The 21,693-nt window shown below is 66.9% G+C and carries 15 protein-coding genes; 1 reads left to right on the top strand and 14 read right to left on the bottom strand.

Annotated elements, in window-relative coordinates; all coding sequences use genetic code 11:
• Window positions 1-18 precede the first annotated feature (18 nt).
• The 10 genes from AC1DS6_RS21950 to AC1DS6_RS21905 all read right to left on the bottom strand — a co-directional run bounded on the left by AC1DS6_RS21950 (window position 19) and on the right by AC1DS6_RS21905 (window position 13,902).
• On the bottom strand, window positions 19-393 hold the full coding sequence (locus AC1DS6_RS21950; protein ID WP_477103076.1) for a hypothetical protein: 375 nt from the start codon (window positions 391-393) through the stop codon (window positions 19-21).
• A gap of 80 nt (window positions 394-473) precedes the next feature.
• Window positions 474-1,712, bottom strand: a complete 1,239-nt coding sequence (locus AC1DS6_RS21945; protein WP_477103093.1) for an MFS transporter — start codon at window positions 1,710-1,712, stop codon at window positions 474-476.
• Window positions 1,713-2,001: 289 nt separating this feature from the next.
• Window positions 2,002-2,331 (bottom strand): hypothetical protein, encoded by a 330-nt coding sequence (locus AC1DS6_RS21940; RefSeq protein ID WP_441628360.1) that lies wholly within the window; start codon window positions 2,329-2,331, stop codon window positions 2,002-2,004.
• Between the two features lie 205 nt (window positions 2,332-2,536).
• Window positions 2,537-3,460 (bottom strand): 3,5-dioxohexanoate:acetyl-CoA acetone transferase, encoded by a 924-nt coding sequence (gene kce / locus AC1DS6_RS21935; protein ID WP_477103075.1) that lies wholly within the window; start codon window positions 3,458-3,460, stop codon window positions 2,537-2,539.
• A complete protein-coding gene (locus AC1DS6_RS21930) occupies window positions 3,457-6,933 on the bottom strand; it encodes an indolepyruvate ferredoxin oxidoreductase family protein (RefSeq protein WP_477103074.1) in 3,477 nt (1,158 codons plus the stop codon). The genes kce and AC1DS6_RS21930 overlap by 4 nt, the downstream gene beginning before the upstream one ends.
• 101 nt (window positions 6,934-7,034) lie before the next feature.
• Window positions 7,035-8,360: an OmpP1/FadL family transporter gene (locus tag AC1DS6_RS21925; protein WP_441628354.1), complete on the bottom strand. Its 1,326-nt coding sequence runs from the start codon at window positions 8,358-8,360 to the stop codon at window positions 7,035-7,037.
• Between the two features lie 69 nt (window positions 8,361-8,429).
• Entirely contained in the window at window positions 8,430-9,398 is a 969-nt protein-coding gene (locus AC1DS6_RS21920; protein WP_477103073.1) for a fumarylacetoacetate hydrolase family protein, read from the bottom strand.
• Between the two features lie 13 nt (window positions 9,399-9,411).
• Window positions 9,412-10,008 carry a VOC family protein gene (locus AC1DS6_RS21915; protein ID WP_045240902.1) on the bottom strand — a complete coding sequence of 199 codons (597 nt, stop codon included), beginning with the start codon at window positions 10,006-10,008 and terminating at the stop codon, window positions 9,412-9,414.
• A complete protein-coding gene (locus AC1DS6_RS21910; protein WP_477103072.1) occupies window positions 10,005-11,954 on the bottom strand; it encodes an FAD-dependent monooxygenase in 1,950 nt (649 codons plus the stop codon). Before AC1DS6_RS21910 ends, AC1DS6_RS21915 begins: the two co-directional genes overlap by 4 nt.
• Window positions 11,955-12,039: 85 nt before the next feature.
• On the bottom strand, window positions 12,040-13,902 hold the full coding sequence (locus AC1DS6_RS21905) for an FAD-dependent monooxygenase (protein WP_477103071.1): 1,863 nt from the start codon (window positions 13,900-13,902) through the stop codon (window positions 12,040-12,042).
• A 230-nt stretch (window positions 13,903-14,132) separates the two neighbouring features.
• On the opposite strand from AC1DS6_RS21905, the gene AC1DS6_RS21900 reads away from it, so the two are divergent.
• Window positions 14,133-14,861, top strand: a complete 729-nt coding sequence (locus tag AC1DS6_RS21900; RefSeq protein WP_441628346.1) for a TetR/AcrR family transcriptional regulator — start codon at window positions 14,133-14,135, stop codon at window positions 14,859-14,861.
• Between the two features lie 19 nt (window positions 14,862-14,880).
• On the opposite strand, the gene AC1DS6_RS21895 is transcribed toward AC1DS6_RS21900, so the two are convergent.
• The 4 genes from AC1DS6_RS21895 to AC1DS6_RS21880 form a co-directional block, all read right to left on the bottom strand.
• A complete protein-coding gene (locus AC1DS6_RS21895) occupies window positions 14,881-17,415 on the bottom strand; it encodes an ankyrin repeat domain-containing protein (protein ID WP_477103070.1) in 2,535 nt (844 codons plus the stop codon).
• A gap of 61 nt (window positions 17,416-17,476) precedes the next feature.
• Complete coding sequence (locus AC1DS6_RS21890) at window positions 17,477-17,965, bottom strand: GNAT family N-acetyltransferase (protein WP_441628342.1); 489 nt, start codon at window positions 17,963-17,965, stop codon at window positions 17,477-17,479.
• Between the two features lie 257 nt (window positions 17,966-18,222).
• Window positions 18,223-19,218 (bottom strand): Bug family tripartite tricarboxylate transporter substrate binding protein, encoded by a 996-nt coding sequence (locus AC1DS6_RS21885; protein WP_477103069.1) that lies wholly within the window; start codon window positions 19,216-19,218, stop codon window positions 18,223-18,225.
• Between the two features lie 49 nt (window positions 19,219-19,267).
• Window positions 19,268-21,655, bottom strand: coding sequence for an acyl-CoA dehydrogenase family protein (locus tag AC1DS6_RS21880; RefSeq protein ID WP_477103068.1), 2,388 nt, complete (start codon window positions 21,653-21,655; stop codon window positions 19,268-19,270).
• Window positions 21,656-21,693: the final 38 nt, after the last annotated feature.

The raw sequence follows: 21,693 nt of genomic DNA, 5'->3' as shown, positions 1-21,693 counted from the left end.
GCCCCGCTCTGACCCCGGTTATTCGGACTTCCCCGGCAGTTCGATGATGCCGCCGTCGTGGCCGTCCATCACCACCACCGCATCGCCTGCCCAGTGCACTTCCGCCACCGGCACGCCGGACGCAGGGGTCTCGCCGACCTGCATGCCATTGGCTGAATACACCCGGACATAGCCGTTCACATAGTAGAGCTTGTCCGATCCCTGCCCAGGGGTGGACATTGTCGGGATCAGGTTCATCCAGCTGAACAGTTTGTACTTCTGATAGTAGAACGCCTGGTTCGGGCTATATACCCTGGCCCCATGAGGCACGCCGTAGTACAGGTAAAGATACGATGGATAAGCCAGGGCGGTGACCGCCACGGCGAAGCAAACAAGGCGAATCCGTTTTTTCATTGTTTTCCAGGCTCGCTTCGAACCGTGCCTCCGAAAGGATAGCCAGGGTCGGGTGAAATGCGTTTGCGCCGGCGCGCGGCTCAGCTTCTTTTCGGCGCCGGACTGAAGAGATACGGCACCACCGCCAGCGCTACCACCACCGCCGCGGTGAGGAAAATCGCGGCGTAGGTCTTCGAGACCGGCCAGCGCTGCAGGTCGCCCATCCGGGCAATCATGCCGAACCCCCACGAGGTCAGCGCCGAGCCGAGGAAGACGAACGTGTTGAGCACGCCGAGACCTCTCCCGCGCGAAGACGGCGGAACCAGGCCACGCCCCTGCGCCATGACCAGCGGATGCAGCATGCCGATGGTCGACAGCAACGCCATCAGGCCCACGCCGGAAACCATGCCCCTCGCAGGCCAGATGGTCAGCAAGATCGCACCCGTCATCGCGAAACAGGACCATGCCGCGATGGTCGTCTTGAGCGAGCTGCGCCGCACCAGCACAGGCAGGAAGAATGCGGTCAGGAACCCGCTGACGCTGAGCAAGGCCAGCGCGACGCCACGGGCGCCGGAGTCGAGGCCATACACATTGGCCAGATAGGGCCCGCTCCACGCATTGCGGAACGCCGTGCCCGCCGACATGGCGACGCACATCGGGATGAGGGTCCACAAGGGTGCGATGGCCAGCAGCTTCGCGCTCTGCGAGAGCATGGGCCACAGCGGAACATGGCGGGCCTCGGCGTGCCCTTCGTCCCGGACGAAACGCCAGACGCCGTAGCAGGCGACAACCATGCAAAGCGCCGCGAAGGACATGGCAACGCGCCAGCCGAGCAGGTGCATGGCCCACCCGAGCGGCGCCGTTGCGCACAGTGCGCCAATCATGCCCGTGGCGTTGGACTGGCTGACAACCCTGGTGTAGTTCCTTTCGGAGAGCTGCTCGGAAGCGAAATGCAGCAGCCCCATGAAGACCGGTGCGCAGGCCAGTCCAAGCCCCGCCTGGGCAAGCATGGCGACCGTGCCGTTGGGCGCGGCCGTAAACAGCAAGGAAGACACCGCGCCGACGGCAAGAAGAAGGGCCGTGGGCTTGCCCACGCCATATCGGTCGAAGGCGATCCCGACGGGAATCTGCGCGACCGCGAATGCCAGGAAGAAGCAGGAGGACAAGCTGCCGAAACCCGCGGCGGTCAAGCCAAAGTCATGCTGGAGTTCGGGCGCCATCACGGCCAGGCAGCTGCGATAGAACTGGCTTAGCGCAAAGGCGAAGGTCAGCAGGACAATACCGCGCCGGGCACGCCGGGCCGCCGTACCGGCGCCATGCAATGCACTCTCCTCAGGCAACGCGGAGGAGAACCGGCGATTGCGCCAGTAACTGACCGGATTTTTCAACTTGAAATCTCTTGACGAAAACCATCAACCTTTGGCGGGGCCGACTCTTGAAAGTGCCTGCGCGCCCTGCGTGCCCGAAGCTTGCATGGCGGGCCGCCGTTCAGGTTGAAAGAGCGATATTCTACGCGGCCTCCCGATCATCTGCCGCCGGCATTGGTGTTGGCGGCTTGCAAAACAGGGCCGGACAGGCGTCCGGCGACGCGGGAACGGGCTGACAAGAAAAGCGGCCCGCCCGTGGAGACTATGCGCCAGCGGTAAACAGCGCCATCGCGGCGATGCCGGCAATGATCAGGATAGGAACCGCCCAATACTGCATGGGGATCCAGAACAGCGTATGGCGCTTGCGAAGCTCGACGGGTTCCTGGGTCTTGGGATCGACCAGGATGCGCCCGGGGCGGGAGTTGAGGCGGCGCCCGAGATAGAAGACGGCCACGGCGGACAACATCAGTGCAACGACAATCGTCGCCACGTTGGAAAGATTCAGCACCGAGCCCAGCAGGCTCATGACAAGCATGACGGCAAGCGGAACGATGACAACGAGAAAACCTAAACCTTGCCAAATCAACAACATTAAATGCTCCAGCTCAATGGATATAAGAATGAAATGCCCCGGTCGGGCGGCATTGCCGGTGAATTATATCGATGAGACGGATTGAGCACAAACCAGGATTCCGATGAAATTGGAGAAGGTGGATCCTTTGTCCACCCCCTTCCATACCCTTGCTTGCAAGCTTCGAACGAGGCCCGGCACGCGTTGATCCGGACCACCTTCCGCTTCAGAAGCCGACGTTATTGCGCCCCTTCAGTTTCAGCAGCGACCGCGCTTCTTCCGGCGTGGCGACCTCGAGCGACAGCGCCTCGATCACACTGCGCGCCCGCAGTACCTGCGCGGCATTGCTGTGCGCGAGCCTGCCGGGGCCATCCCACAGGGAATCCTCCAGCCCGACGCGCACATTGCCGCCGACCGACGCGGAAATCGCCGCCAGCGGCATCTGATGCCGTCCGGCGCCCAGCACCGACCAGACGTAGTCACTGCCGAACAGCCGGTCCGCAGTGCGGCGCATGTGCATCAGGTCCTCGACGTGCGCACCGATGCCGCCCCGCAGCCCGAACACGGACTGAATCAGCAGCGGTGGCGTCAGGAGCGCGCGATCGAGGAAGTGGGCCGCCGTGTAGAGGTGCCCGATGTCGTAGCACTCGATCTCGAACCGCGTCTGGTTTTCACTGCAGGACTGGAGAATGTATGCGATGTCCTTGAACGTGTTCCTGAAGATGCCGTCGTAGCTTCGCTCCAGGTAGGGACGCTCCCACTCGTGCCTGAGGTCCTTGAAGCGGTCCAGCAATTCGTACAGGCCGAAGTTCATCGTGCCCATATTGAGGGACGCGAGTTCCGGCCGCAACTGCAGCGCGGGCTGCAGCCGCTCCTCGACGCTCATCGTCGGCGCGCCGCCCGTGGTCAGGTTGATCACCACATCCGAAGCCGCCTTGATGGCCGGTGCGAACCGGCGAAATAGCGCCGGGTCCTGCGAAGGACGTCCATCGCCGGGATCGCGCGCGTGGAGGTGAACGATGGCGGCGCCGGCCTGCGCGGCGCCAATCGCGCTCGCTGCAATGTCCTCAGGCGTGACAGGCAGATGGGGCGACATGGATGGCGTGTGGATGGACCCGGTAATGGCGCAGGTGATGATGACTTTGTTCAAGATGCTTCCTCGTCGGGAAATGGGTTCGAGCGGGCCTTGTCCCGCCTGGCGAAGCCGGACTGCGCCTGCCGTTCCCGGACATGCCCATACCCGCGCACGCTGGCGGGCCAGGCCAGCAGTTCCCGCAAGCGCTCCGCGGGCCATTGCACCGCCACCTGTTCAATCGCGTCGAGGTCTTCTTCGTAGGCATCGCGCACGCGGCGATTCAGTACCGCCTCCGCGCCGCGTGCGAACGGGTCGAGCCAACTGCCACGCAGGAAGCGCACGCCGGCCAGCATGCGGAACATGGGACGTATCCAGCCGCCAACGCGTGTCTTGCTGACCTTTCCGGTAAGTTTGTCCAGCTTGCCGAAGGGGCCGCCCGCCAGATGGAAGCCAATCTTGAACTCGCCTTCGAACGCATCGCGCAGGGACTGCAGGAACTCGGGCCTGGCATACAAGCGCGCCACCTCGAACTCGTCCTTGACCGCAAGCACGCGAAAGTACTGCGTCGCCACCTGACGGACCAGGGCCTCGGCGTCGCTGCGGCCTGCCAGCGTGCGCTGGACCGCCGCGATCCGCTTGCGGTAGCGATCGGCAAGCGCCGTGTTCTGATAGCCGACAAGTCGCCGGGCCCGGTCCTCGATCAGCCCGGCCAGCGATCCGCCCGCCGTCATCTGCATCCGGACCACCTGCACGGGCGCCAGCAGCCGCAGTACCGCCGCGTTGTCATGCGCGAGCCACCGGCCTAGCGCGAACGCCTTCTGGTTGGTGGCGGCCACCACCCCGTTGAGTTCGATGGCCTTCTCCATCGCGGGCCGCCGCACCGGGATCGCGCCCTTCTGCCAGGCGTAGCCAAGCAAAAGCATGTTCGAGAGAATGGCATCGCCAAGGAGTTGCCGCGCCAGCGCCGCCACGTCGATAAATTCGGTTCGCCCGCCCAGTGCCGCGGTCAGCCGCTGCCTGAGACCTGTCTCATTGGCCGACCAGTCCGGCTGGCTGGTGAAGTCACTGGTGGGAACGATCTCGGTATTGACGAAGGCGCGCGCCAGCCCCGGACGCAACCGCGACAGGGCGTCGGCGCCGGCCGCGACGATCAGGTCGCATCCCAGCAGGACATCGGCTTCGCCGCTGCCGATGCGCGCGGCGTGCAGCAGTTCCGCGCTGGGGGCAATCCGGATATGCGACCCGACCGCACCGTACTTCTGGGATAGTCCGGTGATGTCCAGTGAACTGCCGGCCTTGCCATCCAGGTGCGCCGCCATGGTCAGCACGGCGCCAATGGTCACGACGCCGGTGCCGCCGATGCCCGCCACCAGGATCGACGCCGGTTCGAAATCGCCCGGGATGGCGGGGTCCGGCAGCGCGGGAATCTTCAGTTCGCCTGGCGTGCCGCCCCTGGCTTCAGGCCGGCGCGGCTTTGCCCCGTCGAGCGTCACGAAGCTCGGGCAAAAGCCGCGCACGCACGACATGTCCTTGTTGCACGACGACTGGTTGATCTGCCGCTTGCGGCCCAGCGCCGTCTCCAGCGGCTCGATGGCCAGGCATCCGGACTGGTCGCCGCAATCGCCGCAGCCCTCGCAGACTTCGGGGTCGATATAGGTCCGCACCGGCGGGTCGGGCAGCTTGCCGCGCTTGCGCAGCCGCCGCGCCTCCGTGGCGCAGGCCTGGTCGTAGATGAGCACCGACAGCCCGGCGAATTCGCGCAGCTCGCGCTGCACGGCCTCCAGCGCCGCGCGGTCGTATACCGGCACGTCCAGCGCTGCGCGGCGGCGCTGGTCGTAAGCCGTCACGTCATCCGTGACCACGACGAGCTTCCTGATCCCCTCCGCGCGCAACTGGGCGACAGCCTTGTCGACGCTCAGCTCACCGTCGACCGGCTGGCCGCCCGTCATGGAGACAAAGCCGTTGAACAACAGCTTATAGGTCATCCGCAGATTGGCTGCCAGCGCCTGGCGGATCGCCAGATAGCCGGAATGGAAGTAAGTCCCGTCGCCCATGTTGGCGAAGACATGGGGCTCGTTCGTGAACGGCGCCTGCCCCATCCACATCATCCCCTCGCCACCCATGTGCGAGACGGTGTGCGTCTTCTTCGGGTCGTTCAGCATGGCAATGGTGTGGCAGCCGATGCCTGCCAGCGCCCTGCTGCCGTCCGGCAGCCTGGTGGACGTGTTATGCGGGCAACCCGCGCAAAAGCTCGGCCGGCGCAGCGGCGCGGCAGGTTCCGCCGCGCTCGTCAATGGCGCATTCGCATCCGCCACGGCCTGCGCCGGCAATCCCAGCAGCCGGTGGATGGCTTCGGCGATCTGGAGCACCGTCAGTTCATTGCAGATGGGCAGCACCGGGGCGCCCCGCGACGCGGACCACTCAGGCGCCCCGTCGAACTTGCCACGCACCACGGGCGCCCGCGCCATGCGCGCATCGAAGAGGATGGATTTCAGTTGCGACTCGAGCAGCGGCCGCTTCTCCTCGATCACCAGGATGGTGTCGAGACCCTGGGCGAAGGCGCGCACGATTTCGTCTTCGAGCGGCCATACCATGCCGATCTTCAATACGCGCAGCGACGCGCCGTGCGGACTGGCAGCGTCGATGCCGAGCCGCTGCAAGGCTTGCATCGTATCGGCGTAGGATTTGCCGGCGGTGACGATGCCCACGCGCGCGGCCGGGGCAGGCCACACGAGCCGGTTGAGCCCCGCCGCCCTGGCGAACTGGACGGCTGCCGGCAGCTTGTGCACGTACAGCCGCTCTTCCGCGACCGGCGCCATTTCGAAGGCGCGAATATGCAGGGGCCCGTTGACAGCGGGCAATGCACCGATCGGGCCGTGCTGCCCCACCTCGACTTCGCTGGCGGATTCCACCACGTCTGTCACAAGCTTCATGCCCACCCAGCATCCGCTGTGGCGCGACATCTCGATCCCCCGCAAGCCGAAGTCGATGATGTCCTGGACGTTCGCCGGGTACAGCACCGGAATGCCTGCCGCGATCAGCGAGAAGTCAGACTGGTGCGCGGTGGTCGACGACTTCGCGCTATGGTCGTCGCCCGCCAGGACCAGCACGCCGCCGGCGGCACTGGTGCCGGCCAGGTTGCCGTGCTTCAGCGGATCGCCGCTGCGATCGACGCCCGGACCCTTGCCGTACCAGATGCCAAACACGCCTTCCACCGTGGCGCCGGGAAAAGTGCCGACGTATTGCGTGCCCCAGATGGCAGTGGCGGCCAGGTCCTCGTTGACGCCGGGCTGGAAGCGCACGTTCATTGCCTGCAGCAACGGCTGGATGCGCCACAGCTCCATGTCGAGCCGCCCCAGCGGCGATCCGCGGTAGCCGGAGATAAAGCCCCCGGTATTCTTGCCCAGGCGCGCATCGATGCGGCGCTGGTCCAGCGCGATGCGCAGGATCGCCTGGTTGCCGGTGAGGAAGACCTTGCCGGCGAGTTGCTCGAAGCGGTCGTCCAGCCGGGGCGACGGCAACGCCGTTGGCTCCGTGCGCGCGTTCATGGCTGACCGCCTGTGAGTACCCGGTTACCGCTGGCACGCGGAATAAGACAAGCCGTCATCGAAACGAACTCCGTGATGAATGATTAAGGTATCGATGGCAATCAGAAGCGCTGCGAGTACTGCACGCCGATGCTCTGCTGCCGCGTCGACAGGGTTTCCCGGCCGGCTACCGTGGGATTGCCTGAAAGTTGTGTGGCAACGGCCGAACCCAGTGCCGAGCTGCCGGTGGTGGTGTAGCCGGGAGACAAGGAGTAGAAGACCGACCATTTGCTGTTCGGCCCGGTCGCATAGCCAAGTCCGAGCGTGTAGTGCCGGCGGAACGTGGCAGGCGAGGTGACGTTGCTGGCCGTGTCCTCATCCGCGTAGGCCGCACTGTTTAGTGAAACGCCCCCCGACACGTGCAAGGCGGGGGTCACCTGGTAGCGCACACCGAGCTTGAAGACATTCATGTCCTTCCACCCATTGCCCGGGCCGCCGCCGCTGCCGCGCAAGGCGGTGCCGTCGAAGGGGCGATTGCCGAGCCCGGACGTTCCCGAATAGTTGATGCGCTGGTAGTCGAAGAGAAAGGACAGGTCGGGCGTGGGCGACCACTGCATGCCGGCCAGCATGTTCTCCGGAATATCCAGGCGGCCCTGGTCCGCCAGCAAGCCCTCATATTCCGTGAGCCGTCCCATCCGGATACGGGGCGAGTACGCCGCGCCGAAGCTGAGCGTATCGCTGGCACGCCAGTAGGAACCGATGCGCATCCCCACGCCGAACGAGGACGCCGTGCCCTGGTTGGTCAGGTGGTCCGGCGCCGCCGATTGCGGGGCCAGCGCCTGCAAACCCTCGGCACTGAACAACTGGGCCGCGATCAATAGCGAGAAGCCGACCGAGACCGTATCGGAAACCCGTGCGGATACCGTTGGCGCTATCGTCAACTGCTGGATGGTGGTGGTGGCCCTGCCGTTGCCGCATAGCACATTGCCACGGTAGGTGGCGCCGGGCGCCGCCGGCGGCGGTGCGAGGCAGGTTGTGGCGCTGCCCGTGAAGTAGGTGCCCGCGCCATTGCTATAGCCGACGAGGCTCAGCGACAGGTCGGGACCGATCATCTTGCTGACCGCCATGTCGGCAAGCGGCACCCAGCGGTTCGCGCTATCCGCGCGGGTGTCGAGCACGCCGGTCAATGGCGGCGGCAGGCCCGCCGAGCGGCTCATGCTGGTCCGGCCGTTGGTGGCGATCAGGTTGCCGTCGAAGCGGTTGCCGGCCCATACCGTGGTAGCGGGATTGCTGGCGCCGCCAAACGCATCGCGCGTCGATGCGGCGGCGGCACCGGCCACGCCGCGCGCTTCGGCGCCGTAGCCAATCTGGAAGTAGCCGTTGTCGGCAAGCGCAAGCGCGGGGCACAGTGCTGCCGCGGACGTGACGATCCACTGTTTCGAATTCACTGCTGTCTCCATTGTCATTGTTATGGCCGCGGGAATGTCTCTGCCTCCTCGCGGGGGGGCTTGATGCGATCAGTGGCCGGTGATCAGATTGGTCAGGACGCCAAGTCCGGCGATTTCAACCTCGACCCGATCGCCGTCGTGCAGGAAGCGCCACTGCTCGATGCCGGCGCAGTTCGGCACGCATCCGGTGGCGAGCAGCTCGCCACCGTGCAGGGTCTCGTTGGACGATGCATAGCTGACGATGCGGTCGATGCGATGGGTCATCCCCGAGGTGCTGCCTTTGCCGCGCACCTCACCGTTGACGCGCACGATGACGTCGAGCGCATGCGGGTCGCCGATCTCATCCGCGGTGACGACCCAGGCGCCGAGACTGTTGCTGCCATCGAAGTCCTTGCCCTTGGCCGGGCCCGCGCTGGGCCGGGCGCGCATCTCCTTCATCAGCTGCGCGCGTTCGGAGAAGTCGTTGAAGATCACGTAGCCGAACACGTGCGACATCGCCGCCGCGCTGTCGATGTTCTTGCCCGGACGCCCGACGATGACCCCAAGCTCGGCCTCGTAGTCCAGCCTGGTGCCCGGCGCGGGCCGGCGCACCCTGTCCCCGTGACCGGAAAGATTGAGGCGCGCGCCTTTGTAGTACATGGGCGTCTCAAAGAAGGCCTTCGGGACTTCGCCCGCGCCCAGCATGCGCATCAGCAAACCTGTCAGCGGGCTGACGCCATGCGCCATGACCTGCCGGAATGCATTGCTGAGATGCTGCTCGTACACGCTGAAGCAACGGATCTGCGGGGGACGGTAAGGAACCTGGAGCCGGACCTCCCCCAGCGCATGGACCCCCGGCGCGCGGCCCGCCCCGGCGCCTTCCGCCGCCAGTTTCCGAATGGCCGGCAGCGTCTCATCCTGATGCTCGATCAGCGCCAGCAGGGAAGCGAAGCGCGCGTCCCCTGAAAAGGAAGCGGTCACGTCCAGCACGCGGCCGCCCGAAAGCGAGAGCCCCACATGGCTCGCCACGTCCGCCGAGGAAAACGTACACAGTCTCACGGCCTTGACTCCCTCAGCGCAACGTCAGGAACTGGCGGCTGGTCACCTCGCCGGGCCGCATCAGCAGGCTGTCGGGTTCGCCCGCCTTGTAGCGTTCGAGCAAATGCTCCGGATCGAACTCGACGCCGATCGAGTTTTCGGCGAAGGCGCCCGAGCGGAACCAGGCCTGCAGGTCTTCCGGCGCCGCGAAGTTGTCAACCTGGAGTTCAGCCTGTATGCCGTCGGGGTCGCGGTAGTACAGCGACGTGGTCGGCCCATGGTTGATGCACCATTCCGGCTTGAGGGCGTGCGCCTTCAGGCGTTCATAGGTGTGAAGCAGGTCGCCGAGCGAGCCGAAGGTGAATGCCACATGGTCCAGGCCCGTACTCTCGCGCCGCTTGGGCTCGAAATTCGCGGCGTTGATCAGCGCCAGGCGATGGTGCTCTTCGTCGTAGGACAGGAAGCAAAGCAAGGCATTGCGGAACATCACGCGCGCGCCCAGCACGATGCTCCACCAATGGATCGCCTCGTCAAAGCGCCGCGTGGTGAGCACGATATGGGCGAGCTTCGCCGGGGGACGCGCGTCCGGGTCCGGGCAGGGGATAGGAAACTGGTCCATGATGTCGCTCATTGCCTCTCCTTCGTGAGGTGTGCCGCGCTTGCGGCGCTGGTGGTGATGGTGGTGATGGTGGTGACGGTGGTGACGGACTGGGAAACCAGGCGGGTGACAACGTCCCGCAACGCCGCCCGGGGATCGGCGCACTGACGCCGGCTGCGCCAGGCCACGATGCCGTCGCCGCGCAGCAGCACGGCGCCGGACTCGTCGATCTCCAGCGCCGCGGCGAATGCCGACGGGTTGATGCGAAACTGCGCGGCGTCGCCGCTGCCGACAAGCGGACACGCCACCTCGATGCCCCAGTCGGAATGCAGTTGCGACAGGGCCGCCTGCCAGCGCACGCGCTCCTTTTCGTTGACCAGCAGCGTCATCGGTGCGCGCCGCGCCAGGTCCCGCGTCGAGAGTGACTCGCCATCGCGTTCGCTCCAGAGATGGGGAACCAGCGAGCCGGGACTTGTGCTCGGCCAGTATTCGGCGCCGGCATGGGGAGACTGAGGGTGCGGATGCGGCTCGCGACAGACGAATCCGACCGAATGCGCGTAGCCGAGATCGGTGCCCAGCGTCACGAACACTTCGCGCTGCTTGTCGATCGCCCTTCGCACTTTTGCCCGGGCCTCGGCGCCGCCGGGCTCCGCGGCCGCCAGATGGCCCAGCGGCTTCAGGCCGGCGCCCGTCACGGTACGGAACAGCCCTCGTGCCGCGCGCCTGGGCAGCATGCGCACCCACGCGGACCGGGAAAGCGCGGACAACGTCTTGAAGCCCGCAGGCTCCACGCCAGCCGCACGCAACACCGCGTCGGACAGTTCGCTCAGTTGCAGCGTGCGGCGCGCATGGGCATCCGCGCTCGCGGTCCGCTCGGCGGCATAACTGGACAACAGCCCTTGCGCGAGGTCGCCGCGGACGAAGCCGCCCAGCAGGATCTGCAGCCGCCACGCCAGGCTCGCCGCATCCTCGATGCCATGGTTCATGCCAAAGCCCCCGATGGCGGAGAATCCGGCGGCAGCGTCGCCTAACAGCATTACCCGGCCCACCCGGCAGGTCTCGGCGCGCCGCAGCGCCATGGCCCATGGCCGGACCGACTGGACCTTGACGTCGATGCTGTCATCGCCGATCGCCGCCCGCACCAGCGCCCGCGCCCGCGCGGCCGGCATCTCGCCAGCCAGCTCGATCTCCGGCAGCACCGCCGTCGACAGGACCCAGTCCTCGTCGTCGGCGGTGTGGGCCGTAAGCGTGCCCACCACCCGGGGGTTGAGGATCCAGTACAGCGGGCTTGGCCGCGACGTGTTCAGCCTGTCCAGCCGCGCACGGAAATGGATCTGCGCGACCGCCTGCAACGGCGTCTCGGCCGACCGCACCCCGAGCAGGCGCCGCACGGTGCTCTGCGCGCCGTCCGCACCCGCGACGAAGCGCGCGGTGCGCCGCACGCGCCGGCCGCTGCGCAGTTCGCGCAGCGTCAACACGCATCCGTCATCGTCTTGCGACAGCGCCTCCAGCTCGTATCCCGCCAGGAACTCGATCCGCTCGCTGCCCGCAACGCGCTGCCGCAAGATCGGATCGGTCACGTTCTGGGACAGGTGCAGCGGGCGGCAAGGCCCGCTGCCCAGCAGGCGCGCGGTATGCACCGGGTCGTTGCCGATCGGCACGCAGCGCCCGAGATCCACCCCCGCCAGCGACGTGCACCACGTGATGTAGCGAAGCTTGAGCGGCGCCGAACTGATCTCGCGCAGCGCCTCGGCAAGTTCGGCATCGATGGAGCGGATCACCTCCATCGCGCGGGCAGACCAGACGTGTCCGCGCGGATGCGTATCCGCATTCGGCTGGCGCTCGATCAGCACGCTGCGGATGCCGCGGCTGGCGAGGAGCAGGGCCAGCACGGAGCCTGCCGTGCCGGCGCCGACGATTGCAACGGGGGTGGGATGCCCACCCTGGCCGAGCGGCGCGGCTTCGGGATCGTGTGTCACAGGTAAACCTTCGCGAGAGTGTTGATGAGTGCCTGCGCGGCGGGGCGCGGCGACAGCCGGGAGCCTTGGCCCGGACCGGACGCGCTTACGAGACAGGCGCGACAGGCCGTGCGCCGGATGGCAGCGGTTCGCGTGACGGGACGGGGACTTGAAGCACCCGGCAAAGGGCGCCGAGCACGTCCTCCAACCGCGCGTCCGTCGCCGCCGCATGCCGCCAGGCGATGTGCCCATCGGGGCGCACCAGGATGGCGGCGTCGGGCAGCCCAAGGTTCCATGCGGATAGTTGCGGCCTGTCGGCGTGATGCGTGACGGCGTCGAGGTCCACGCCGTGCACGGCTACGCCGCCAAGCTGCTGGCTCGCTGACTCGGCAAGTCCGGCGCACGCCTTGCCATGGCGCCCAAAGCCGGCGAGCAGGAAGTGCCCATGGCCAACCAGATCGTGCGAAGTGGCGGGCGACCCCGGCACGCCTTGCAGCCGGAAATGCGGCAGCCGCGCGCCCGGCGTGAGCGACTGCGCCACTTCGAGTACGGGATTTGACGCCATCGGGGCCGCCGCGCCGCCACCGCAGACCGCCGCGCTCCGGTACACGTAGCCCAGGTCCAGGCCGAGCGTGTTGAAATGCTCCATCTGCGCCTCGGCGGCCAATTGCACGTTTCGCCGGATGCCCGCGAACCCGGGCGTAGCCGCCCGTTGCACTTTCCGGGTCCGCGAGTCGATCGGTGCGACCAGCAGGCGCTTCACGGCGGAGCGCAGCGCGGCGGGCAGCGCGCTGGCGCGCAGCCGCGCCAGCGTCGGCAGCTTGTCCTCATCAAGGCCCAATGCCGCGGTGACCTGCCGCATCTTGCGGTGGTTTGCCACGCTGACGCGGCTGTTCGTCTCGGCGACAGGCTTGCGCTCGTCGCCATAGGTATCGAGCAGCCCCGGGCCCGCCCACCCCTTCATCACGCAGGCCAGCTTCCACGCCAGGTTGTGCGCGTCGGCGGCGCCCGTGTTCAGCCCGAGCCCGCCGGTGGGCGGGAAGCGGTGCGCGGCATCGCCCACAAGGAAGGTGCGCCCCTGGCTGTATGGCGCGGCAATGTGAGCCTGCATCGTCCAGTTCGACAGCGACGTGATGCGCAACGGCAAATGGCGGTCGCCGAGCGCTGCCCGGAGAATGCGCTCGCAGCGGTCCGGCGGAAAGTCGGCCGGCGATTCGTACTGCGGAAAGTACGGTGTCATGAAAACCGAGTAGCGCGCCGCATCGTGCACGATGAAGGTGCCGGGCGCCGCGGCCGACAGGACCCAGAAGAGGATCGACGGACTGTCCTTGACCAGATGCCGGATATCCGCCTCGAAATTGATGGTGATGAGATGCGCCAGGTTGGTCTCCCCGACCATGGGCAACCCCAGGCTGCGGCGTACCGGGCTGCCGGCACCGTCGGCCGCGATCAGCCAGTCGCTGCGCACCCGGTACGTCTCGCCGGTCGCGACATCCTTCACCGACGAAACGGCGCCGTGCCCGCTGTGCTCCGCGCCCTGCCAGGCATGGCCGAAGCGCGTCTGGCAGCGAACGCGGCGCGACACCTGGGCAAACAGCAGGCGCTCAAGATGATGCTGGGGAATATTCGCCGTGCGCTTGCTGCTGGCGGCCTCCATGCTGGCGAGGTAGCCGGCGCTGCCGATATCGATGCGGGCCAGGTCCCCTTCGGCAAGGTTTTGCCGCCATGTCACGAAGCGCGCTTCGGCGGCATGGGTCGTGATACCCGCCAGTGCCTCGTCGGTGACGCCGATACCGGCCAGGATCTCCTGCGTCCGGGTGTTGATGACATGCGCCTGCGGCGCGAGATGCAGGTCATCGCGCTGCTCGACCAGCAGCGACTCGATGCCCTGGTCCGCCAGCAGCGCCGCCATCAGCATGCCGACCGGGCCAGCACCTACGATCAATACCGGAACATCCAACTCGCGCATCCCTGCCTCCCAATGTTGCTGGCCGCCTCACGGCCGCCTTGGGACGTGAATTTATACAAGTATAAGTCAAGATCACACTGGTACTTATACTTATATCAGTGAGACTTCGATGAGGACGCGAAAGGAGAGCCCGGCGAAGCTGCCACCCAGGCAGATGCCAGGGGGCAAGCCCCAGGCATGTGGGAGAATGCCGGGATCGTTACCGTGAGCGAAACGCGTCCTGAGCCACCATGCCCCCTGTCGATAGCCGGCACACCAAGACTCCCGCCCGAAAGCGCGCCACCGAAGCATCCGCCGCCACGACACCCGCCTCCCCCGCGGTCGAGGTATCGGGGCGACAGCGTCTGATCGAAGCCGCCGAGAGCGAGTTCACGCAAAAAGGATTCGACGGCGCCTCGGTCCTGTCCATCGCCAACCGCGCGGGCGTGAAGCAACCGCTGCTGAACTACCACTTTGGCAGCAAGGAAGGGCTCTGGCGCGCGGTAGTGGAGAATGCGTACGCGGGATCCCTTGCCGCATCCAGGCAAGCGGCGGATGCGCTCGATCGCTCGGATCCGCTCGCCCGCTTGCAAGCCGCGCTAAGGGCCTTCGCGGTGAGCAATATCCTGCATCCGGCAGCGCACTCCCTTGTCCTCATGGAAGTCGCGCAGGACGGTCCACGACTGGACTGGCTGGTGGACAACTACATGAAGCCGTTTCATGAGAAGCTCGATGCGCTGATTGCGGAGTGCCATGCGGCGGAATTGCTGAAGCCCTACCCGGCTGAGCATGCCAGCGTCATGATGACCGCCATGCTGACGGCGGTGCAATCGGCTACCCATCTGCTGAAGCGGCTTTATGGCGTGGGGCCCATGACGCCCGCGCAGGCGGACCAGCATGCGGAACAGGTCATCGATGTGCTGATGAATGGCATGGCAGCACACCGGCCAGGCAGACGGCGTACGGCAAAGCCCGGCTAGTTCCGCGACCGCGCCGCGTCTACCGGACGGCAACGCTCCCGGCCACGCGCCGCGCCAGCTCGTCGGCCCGCTCGCCGGCAAAAGGCCTGGCGCGCGCCGTCATGCTCATATCGCAGTTGCCGGCCCTGGCAGCGCCATCCATCACCTGGCTAACCGCGCCCGCCAGCTCCGGACTGGCCTCGGCGCCACGGCCCAACCGCCACGACAACAAGTCCGCCACCGCCATGCCGCAGCGCCGCGGGTCGCGATACAGCGCGCCGTCGTGTGCAAGCAGCATCTTCACCTTGGCTTGCTGGCCCATCATCATCATGGTCACCAGCGGCAAGGCATCGGGCTGGTCCACCCCTGCGATACGCACGCCCGCATCGGTGCGGTCGGTCTGGTCGGCACCTGCCTTCAGCCATGCCAGGTACAGGTCGTCCGGCAGCCACGGCAAGCTCAGCGGCGCGATGCCGTTGTTCTTCATGCCTTGCGCGCTGTCCAGGTACTTCAGGCTGACGCCGGCGGCAACCATCCGCTCGCCCACGGCACGCGCGCTGGCCCGCAGTCCGTCCCAGGCAGGACTCTCCTTGCTGGCGGCCGCGCGCAACTCCAGTTCGCTCCACGTACGCAACAGCGCCGACATGGGCTCGCTGGTGAGCGGCGCCGCCGGCTTGCGCGAAGCCTGCGCCAGCCGGTCGACCAGCGCCGGCTGCAGGTAGCGCGCGGACAGGCTCAGCGCTTCGTCCATGCCGTTGCGCGCCACCCCGGTCTTGACGCCGTAGCCGCCCACCGAAGCATCCGCGCCATGATCGAGCGCAAAGGCCACGCGTTCCGGCACGGCAAGGGCCGCGCCCGGCTTCAACTCGGCGTACGACGCGCGCAGCGCCTCCAGCAAGGGCGTTTCCCACTGGGGGCTAGCGCCGTAATACATGCGGATGTACGCCGCGTTGATGTCGGCGCCCCTGGCCAGCAACTGTTCGGCGAACCAGCGGGTACGGTAGTTGGAGATGGCTGCGTGCAGCACGCTGCGACCCTGCTTGTCGCGCGCGTTCGGGTTGGCGCCGTGGGACAGCAGGTACTCCAGCGTGTCGCGATCGTCGCCGTAGTAGGACGTACGCGTGATCAGCAAGGGCGTGCCGTTGTGGTCGGGCGCCTCCACCGAGGCGCCCGCCGCCAGCAGCATGTCGGCGATGGCGTAGCGCTGCGCCGGGGGACGCGTATCGCGCCCGACCGGCATGGCGCCGGCCAGCATGGCCCGGCCCGTGCCCGGCCCGTCCGCCTTGGCGCCGGCTGCCAGCAAGGTGCGGACGATCTCCGCCTGCTTGTGGTACACCGCCGAGCCCAGCGCCGACACGCCATATTCGTTGACCCCGTCCGGATCCTGGCCACGCGCAAGCTGCGCGCGCACCGCTTCCAGGTCGCCCGCCTTGATCGCCGCGAAAATCTCCAGCCGCGGCCGGCACGTGGCCGGCGTCAACGCCGGCTCGCCCAGCGCGGCGCCGATGCGGGCTGCCACGTTAGACGGGATGGCCGTATTCGACGCCATCCGCAGGGTGCAGTACTGGCGGTAGTCCTCGCGCGCCAGCGCCAGGTAATAGTCGCGCCTTTGCGGCTCGCGTTCGCGTCCGCTTTGCTGCCAGCGGGCATCCGCGCGGTTCAGGTAGGCGGCGGTACGTGACGGGTCCCGGCGCAGCACCTCGCCCAGGATCAGGTCGGCCTGGGCCGCGTCGCCTGTCTCGGCCAGCCAGAATGCATAGTCGTTCAAGGCGAGCAGCGTGCCGGCGCTTTCGCCCCCGGGATCGATCTCGCGGTAGTCGTGCTCCATGACGAAGGTACGCAGCTGCGCCAGCGCGCGGCCGAATTCCGCCGTCTTCGCGCGGGGTATGGCACGCGCCGCCTGGTGCAGCGCGCGGAAGGCCGCCAGCGTATCGGCGGGCGCCTGCTGCACGAAGCGCACATCGGGCGGCACGGCCGCAAGCCGGCTCGGATAGCTCACCAGGGCGCCGCGCAAGGTCGCCATGGCCTGGGCCTGTCGTGCCGCGTCCCAGGGCCGCGTGCTCGTCACCGTGGCCGTGCCGGCATCGGCGCGCAACGTGGCGGCCTCGCCCGTGGCGTCGACAAGGTAGCCGTTCACCTGCTTGCCATCGGATTCGCTGTAGGCATAGGCCACCCAGTAGAAGACCTGTTCGCCCCTGGGCTGGGCCACCGTCACCCTCTCCTCGCGCGACGCACGCCATGCGTCCGGATCGATCACCAGCGCCGGCGAGCGGAACGCCAGCGCGTATGTCCCGCCTTCGCGCAGGTAGCGATAGAAAAACAAGCGGTTCTCGACCTGCCCGACCAGCAGCGCATCGCGCGCGTTCTCGGTGCCCCACACGCGCCGCTCCGGCGCGTTCAGGGGATACCGGCCCAGGCGCATGGCGTCGATGACTTCGCCGATATCGTAGGCCAGCGCGGCAGGCGGCATGCCGGCGGTGCAGGCGAACGCCAGTGCCACGGCGCCGAGCACGCGGGAAAGCCGGGCAACGCGGCGGCCTTGTCGGGAACAAATGATGGGGGGAGTACGGAACATCCTGACTGGACAAAGTGACGAGCGAGGCAGATGATACCCGGCCCGCGCGTCACCGCCAGGGCTATTTGCTCCGTGTGGCCGCGGTCTGGCCGGCCGGCCGGGCCGCGTCCTTTTGCATGAACACGCTGAGGGGGTCGTCGGCGTAGGTTCCGAACGGCCCGCACCGGACGTAACCCGCCCGGCCGTACAGGGCGAGTGCCTCGGGCTGGCTCACGCCGGTCTCCAGCACGAAGCGCGGGCAGTCCCTGGCGATAGCTTCGCCTTCGAGCCGGGTCAGCAGGGCCAGCGCAATGCCGCCGCCGCGATGTTCCGGGCGCACGTACATGCGCTTGATTTCCCCGAACTCCGGCTGCAAGACGATCGCGCCGCAACCGACGGCAACGCCCTGCCCGTCCCGCACCACGGCAAACAGCACGTTGGGTTGCGACAGCGCCTCGATATCGATGCCGTGATGGCTCTCCGGCGGATATAGGGGCTTCTGGTACGCGTCGAGTTCGTCGATAAGCCGGATCACCTCTGCTTGCGTCGGGCTTTCAAGCGCAATGTTCATGCTGGATTTCGAAAGTTGATATGGCTGTCAGCTACCCGGCGGCACCCGGCCGGTCAGCACCGGCGCCATGGCGGCGCATCAAATTCTATCCGAGGCGCACAGCCTGCATGACGGCGCCGGGGAATCCCGCGAAGGGGCGCGCGCCTTCATGGAGAAGCACAAACCCGACTTCCCTGGCCCGCGTTCGGCGTAGCCACGGCTTCCGCGCGCCCTGCCCGGCTACGGCGGGGTCGGGGAGTCGGCGGTAGACATATTCGTCAATCAAGCGTCATGTTCGATGCGCGAATGACTTCTCCCCACCTTTCCCGCTCGCCAGCCACAAAGGCGGAAAACGTTGCCGGTGACTGCCCGCCCGGAATCCCACCCATTTGCCGCAGCTGTGACAGGAGGTCGGGATCGCGCATGGCTGCCGCGAGGTGGTGTTCCAGCTGGCTGACGACGGCGGGAGGCGTTTTTGCAGCGACGAAGATGCCAATCCATGCCGTCGAGACGAAATTGGCAAATCCGGCCTGCTCCATGGTCGGCACATCGGGCAGGCTCGGCACGCGCTGCGCCGCGGCCACCGCTAGTGCGCGCAGCTTGCCGGAGCGGATATATGGCAGCGCCTGCGTCAGATTGTCGAACTGGAACGTCGTTTCCCCCGCAAGCAAGGCGGTCGTGGCAGGCGTGGAGCCTTTGTATGGCACGTGAATGGCATCCGTGCCGGTGCGTATCTTGAAGAGTTCGCCCACCAGGTGGCTGGTCTGGCCGATGCCCGCGGAGCCGAAGGACAGCTTGCCGGGGTGTTGCTTCATCTGGGCGACAAGATCAGCCACGCTCTTGACCGGCGACTGGGCATTGACCACCAGGACATTGGGAAAGGCAATGACATCGGTAATCGGCGTCAAATCCGATGGTTGGTACGTGAGGCGCTTGTAGGCGCTGTAGTTGATGGCTTGCGGGCCAACGTTGCCGGCCAGGAGGGTATAGCCGTCGGCCGGCGCACGCAAGGCGGCTTGCGTACCGATGATGCCGCCACTGCCGGGTCGGTTGTCGACGACGATGGGCTGGCCCAGGCGTGCACCGAGCTTTGATGCCAGCAGGCGGATGGGAATGTCGATCGTACCGCCAGGCGCACCCGGTACGACGATCGTGACCGGTCGTGTCGGCCAGGCGGTCTCGGACTGCGCACCCGCGACAGCGGAAAACGCCAGCGCCACAAGGCCGCAGGCGAAGGACACTACCGGACGTCCCGATGGACAGAGTGCTCTCATACTGTTTGTCTCCTGGATGTACTGCTTCGGATTCTCCGACCGATCCATGTCAGGGCACGGGTGCCGCATCCGCGGCCTCGGCGAAGCGGCCAAGGTGCATGGCGGCATTGCCGAGCAGCAGCTCATTGCCGATGAGCCGTTTGCTGTAATGGCTGACCGGCGTCTCGTGTTGCAGTCCGACAGCGCCATGCAGCTGCAAGACATCAAACGCGATAGCGCGACCAGCCATGCCGGACAGGTACTTGGCCGCGCTGACCCGGCGCCTGCGTTCGCCGGGGAGCGCGGCATGCCAGCCGATCAATGCCCGCCGCACCAGATGACGTGCACCGCTCCAGGCGCGATAGTGATCGACCACGCGATGCTGCAAGACTTGCTGTTCCGCCAGGGTGCGTCCGAACTGCTTGCGTGTGCGCAGGTACTCGACGGTGATGCCCAGCACGCGCCGCATGGCACCGACGCTTTCAGCGCACAGGGCGATGGTGGCCAGTGCCATGGCATGCTCCATTGCCGCCAACGCGTCGTCCCCCCGGCCGATCAAGGCGCCGGCCGCCAGCGCAAGGCCGTCCAGCCGCACGTCAGCCGCGCCGCGCGCGTCGTGGAGCTGATAAGCGCGTACCACGACACCACCGGCTTCCGCCGGCACGTCGAATACCCCAAGACTGCCGTCTTCCAGCTTCGCGGCGACGATGAAGTGGTGCGCCTGGGCGCCACCCATTACCAGTGGATTGAGACCATCGAGCTGCCAGCCTCCACCAACCCGCCGCGCGGTGATCGTCGGGCGCAGCGCCCGCCCCGCGACGGGCTCATCGCCGCAGGCCACCGCGCAACGCGCATCGCCACTGGCCAGCGCCGCCAGCCGCGCATCGCGCGTGGTGCTGGCCGGCAGCGCGAGAAGGGCCTGGACCCCGAGTACCGCGCTCCACGGAAGAGGTTCCAGCACGAGCGCTTCCCCCAGTGCTTCCATTAGAGGCAACAGGTCTTCCATGGACCGGCCCAGGCCGCCAAACGCTTCCGGCATTGCCAGGTTGGTCAAGCCCAGACCGATGAGACCTGCCCAGGCCTCATTGTCGAAGCCGCCCTGCATGCCGATGATCTTCTGCCGGCGCTCGAAGCTGTAGTGGCCATCCAGCCAGCGGCGCACGGTATCGGCCATCATGGCCTGCTCTTCGCCGAGATGATCGTTGCGCGGCCGGTCGAGCTCGGTCTGCCCGGCAAATATTGCCTTTGCAACGATCTGGCGCTGGATCTCCGAGGAACCGCCCGCCAGCGAGCTGCCACGATAGCGCCACATATGCAGAGTCGTGTTGCCTGCGTGGGCCGAGGGCTCCTGCCCGGCTTGCGGCCGGCCTTCCAACGCTTCAGGATCGAACGGCATGGAGGCGGCACCATGCGCATCCATGCGGAACAGATGAAGATCCTGCAGCAACTGAATGCCTTCGAGTTTCAGCAGGGACGCTTCGAGGTCGGGACTGCCCCCTTCCGCTGCCTGCCGCACGGCCGGCCACCACGCCGCATCGAGCGCGCGCAGGCGAATGTCCAACGCGGCGTGGCGGCGCGCGACCAGGGCATGCTCAATGGCGTGCTCCATGTTCCCAGGCTGGCCTTCCTCATTGCGCCGCGCCCGGACCAGTTCCGCGGCGCGGGCCAACTCCGCCTTGCACTCAGCCACCCGAGCCACGAACAGGCGTTCGATCACCAGCAGTCCCTTGGCGATGGCCCATCCGCCGTCCGCTTTGCCGACCAGGTTGGCTTCAGGCACCCTCACATCGTCAAAGAACATCTGGACGTGGAACAACGCGCCGTTGATATAGCGGATCGGCCGTACCGTCACGCCGGGTGAGCGCAAGTCGATCAGCAGCACGGAGATGCCATCCTGCTTGCGCAACGCGGTCGGATCGGTGCGTACCAGCACCAGGGCCCAGTTGGCCCAATGCCCCAGGCTTTGCCAGATCTTGGAGCCATTCACGATCCATGCGTCGCCATCGCGGCGTGCCGTGGTGCGCAGCGCGGCCAGGTCCGAGCCGGCGTCGGGCTCCGAATAGCCCTGTGCCCAGAAATCGTCAAAGGAGAGCATCCCGGGCAGGAATCGGCGGCATTGCTCCTGTGTGCCGTGGCGGATCAAGGTTGGGCCGATGGTATCGATGCCGAGGTTTTCGATATATGGCGCATCGCTGGCCGCCAGCTCCTCCCGGAAGATGGCCTGTTGCACCAGCGACCATCCCGGCCCGCCGTGCCCGGCCGGCCAACCCGGCGCCGCCCAGCCGCGCGCATGCAGAATGCGATGCCATCGGGCCGCCTGCTCCCGGGTGACAAGGCAATGGGCGCGCGTCGCAGCGCGGATATCGGGCGGCACCGCGTCCCGCAGGAAGGCGCGGATTTCCTTGCGGAATGCCTCGTCAGTGCGTTGAACCGATCCGGTGTCTGACAGGTGCGACATCTTCTGTTCCTTCATGGAGGTTCGATTCGGGCAACAGG

The sequence above is a fragment of the Cupriavidus sp. 05L310 genome (assembly GCF_056398185.1).
This window is presented reverse-complemented; position numbering and strand designations above follow the sequence as displayed.

What these genes read in the sequence shown, in the direction of transcription:
- AC1DS6_RS21950 (WP_477103076.1), bottom strand. Translation starts at nt 393, where the DNA reads ATGAAAAAACGGATTCGCCTTGTTTGCTTCGCCGTGGCGGTCACCGCC.
- AC1DS6_RS21940 (WP_441628360.1), bottom strand. Translation starts at nt 2,331, where the DNA reads ATGTTGTTGATTTGGCAAGGTTTAGGTTTTCTCGTTGTCATCGTTCCG.
- AC1DS6_RS21930 (WP_477103074.1), bottom strand. Translation starts at nt 6,933, where the DNA reads ATGAACGCGCGCACGGAGCCAACGGCGTTGCCGTCGCCCCGGCTGGAC.
- AC1DS6_RS21915 (WP_045240902.1), bottom strand. Translation starts at nt 10,008, where the DNA reads ATGAGCGACATCATGGACCAGTTTCCTATCCCCTGCCCGGACCCGGAC.
- AC1DS6_RS21905 (WP_477103071.1), bottom strand. Translation starts at nt 13,902, where the DNA reads ATGCGCGAGTTGGATGTTCCGGTATTGATCGTAGGTGCTGGCCCGGTC.
- AC1DS6_RS21900 (WP_441628346.1), top strand. Translation starts at nt 14,133, where the DNA reads ATGCCCCCTGTCGATAGCCGGCACACCAAGACTCCCGCCCGAAAGCGC.
- AC1DS6_RS21895 (WP_477103070.1), bottom strand. Translation starts at nt 17,415, where the DNA reads ATGTTCCGTACTCCCCCCATCATTTGTTCCCGACAAGGCCGCCGCGTT.
- AC1DS6_RS21890 (WP_441628342.1), bottom strand. Translation starts at nt 17,965, where the DNA reads ATGAACATTGCGCTTGAAAGCCCGACGCAAGCAGAGGTGATCCGGCTT.
- AC1DS6_RS21885 (WP_477103069.1), bottom strand. Translation starts at nt 19,218, where the DNA reads ATGAGAGCACTCTGTCCATCGGGACGTCCGGTAGTGTCCTTCGCCTGC.
- AC1DS6_RS21880 (WP_477103068.1), bottom strand. Translation starts at nt 21,655, where the DNA reads ATGTCGCACCTGTCAGACACCGGATCGGTTCAACGCACTGACGAGGCA.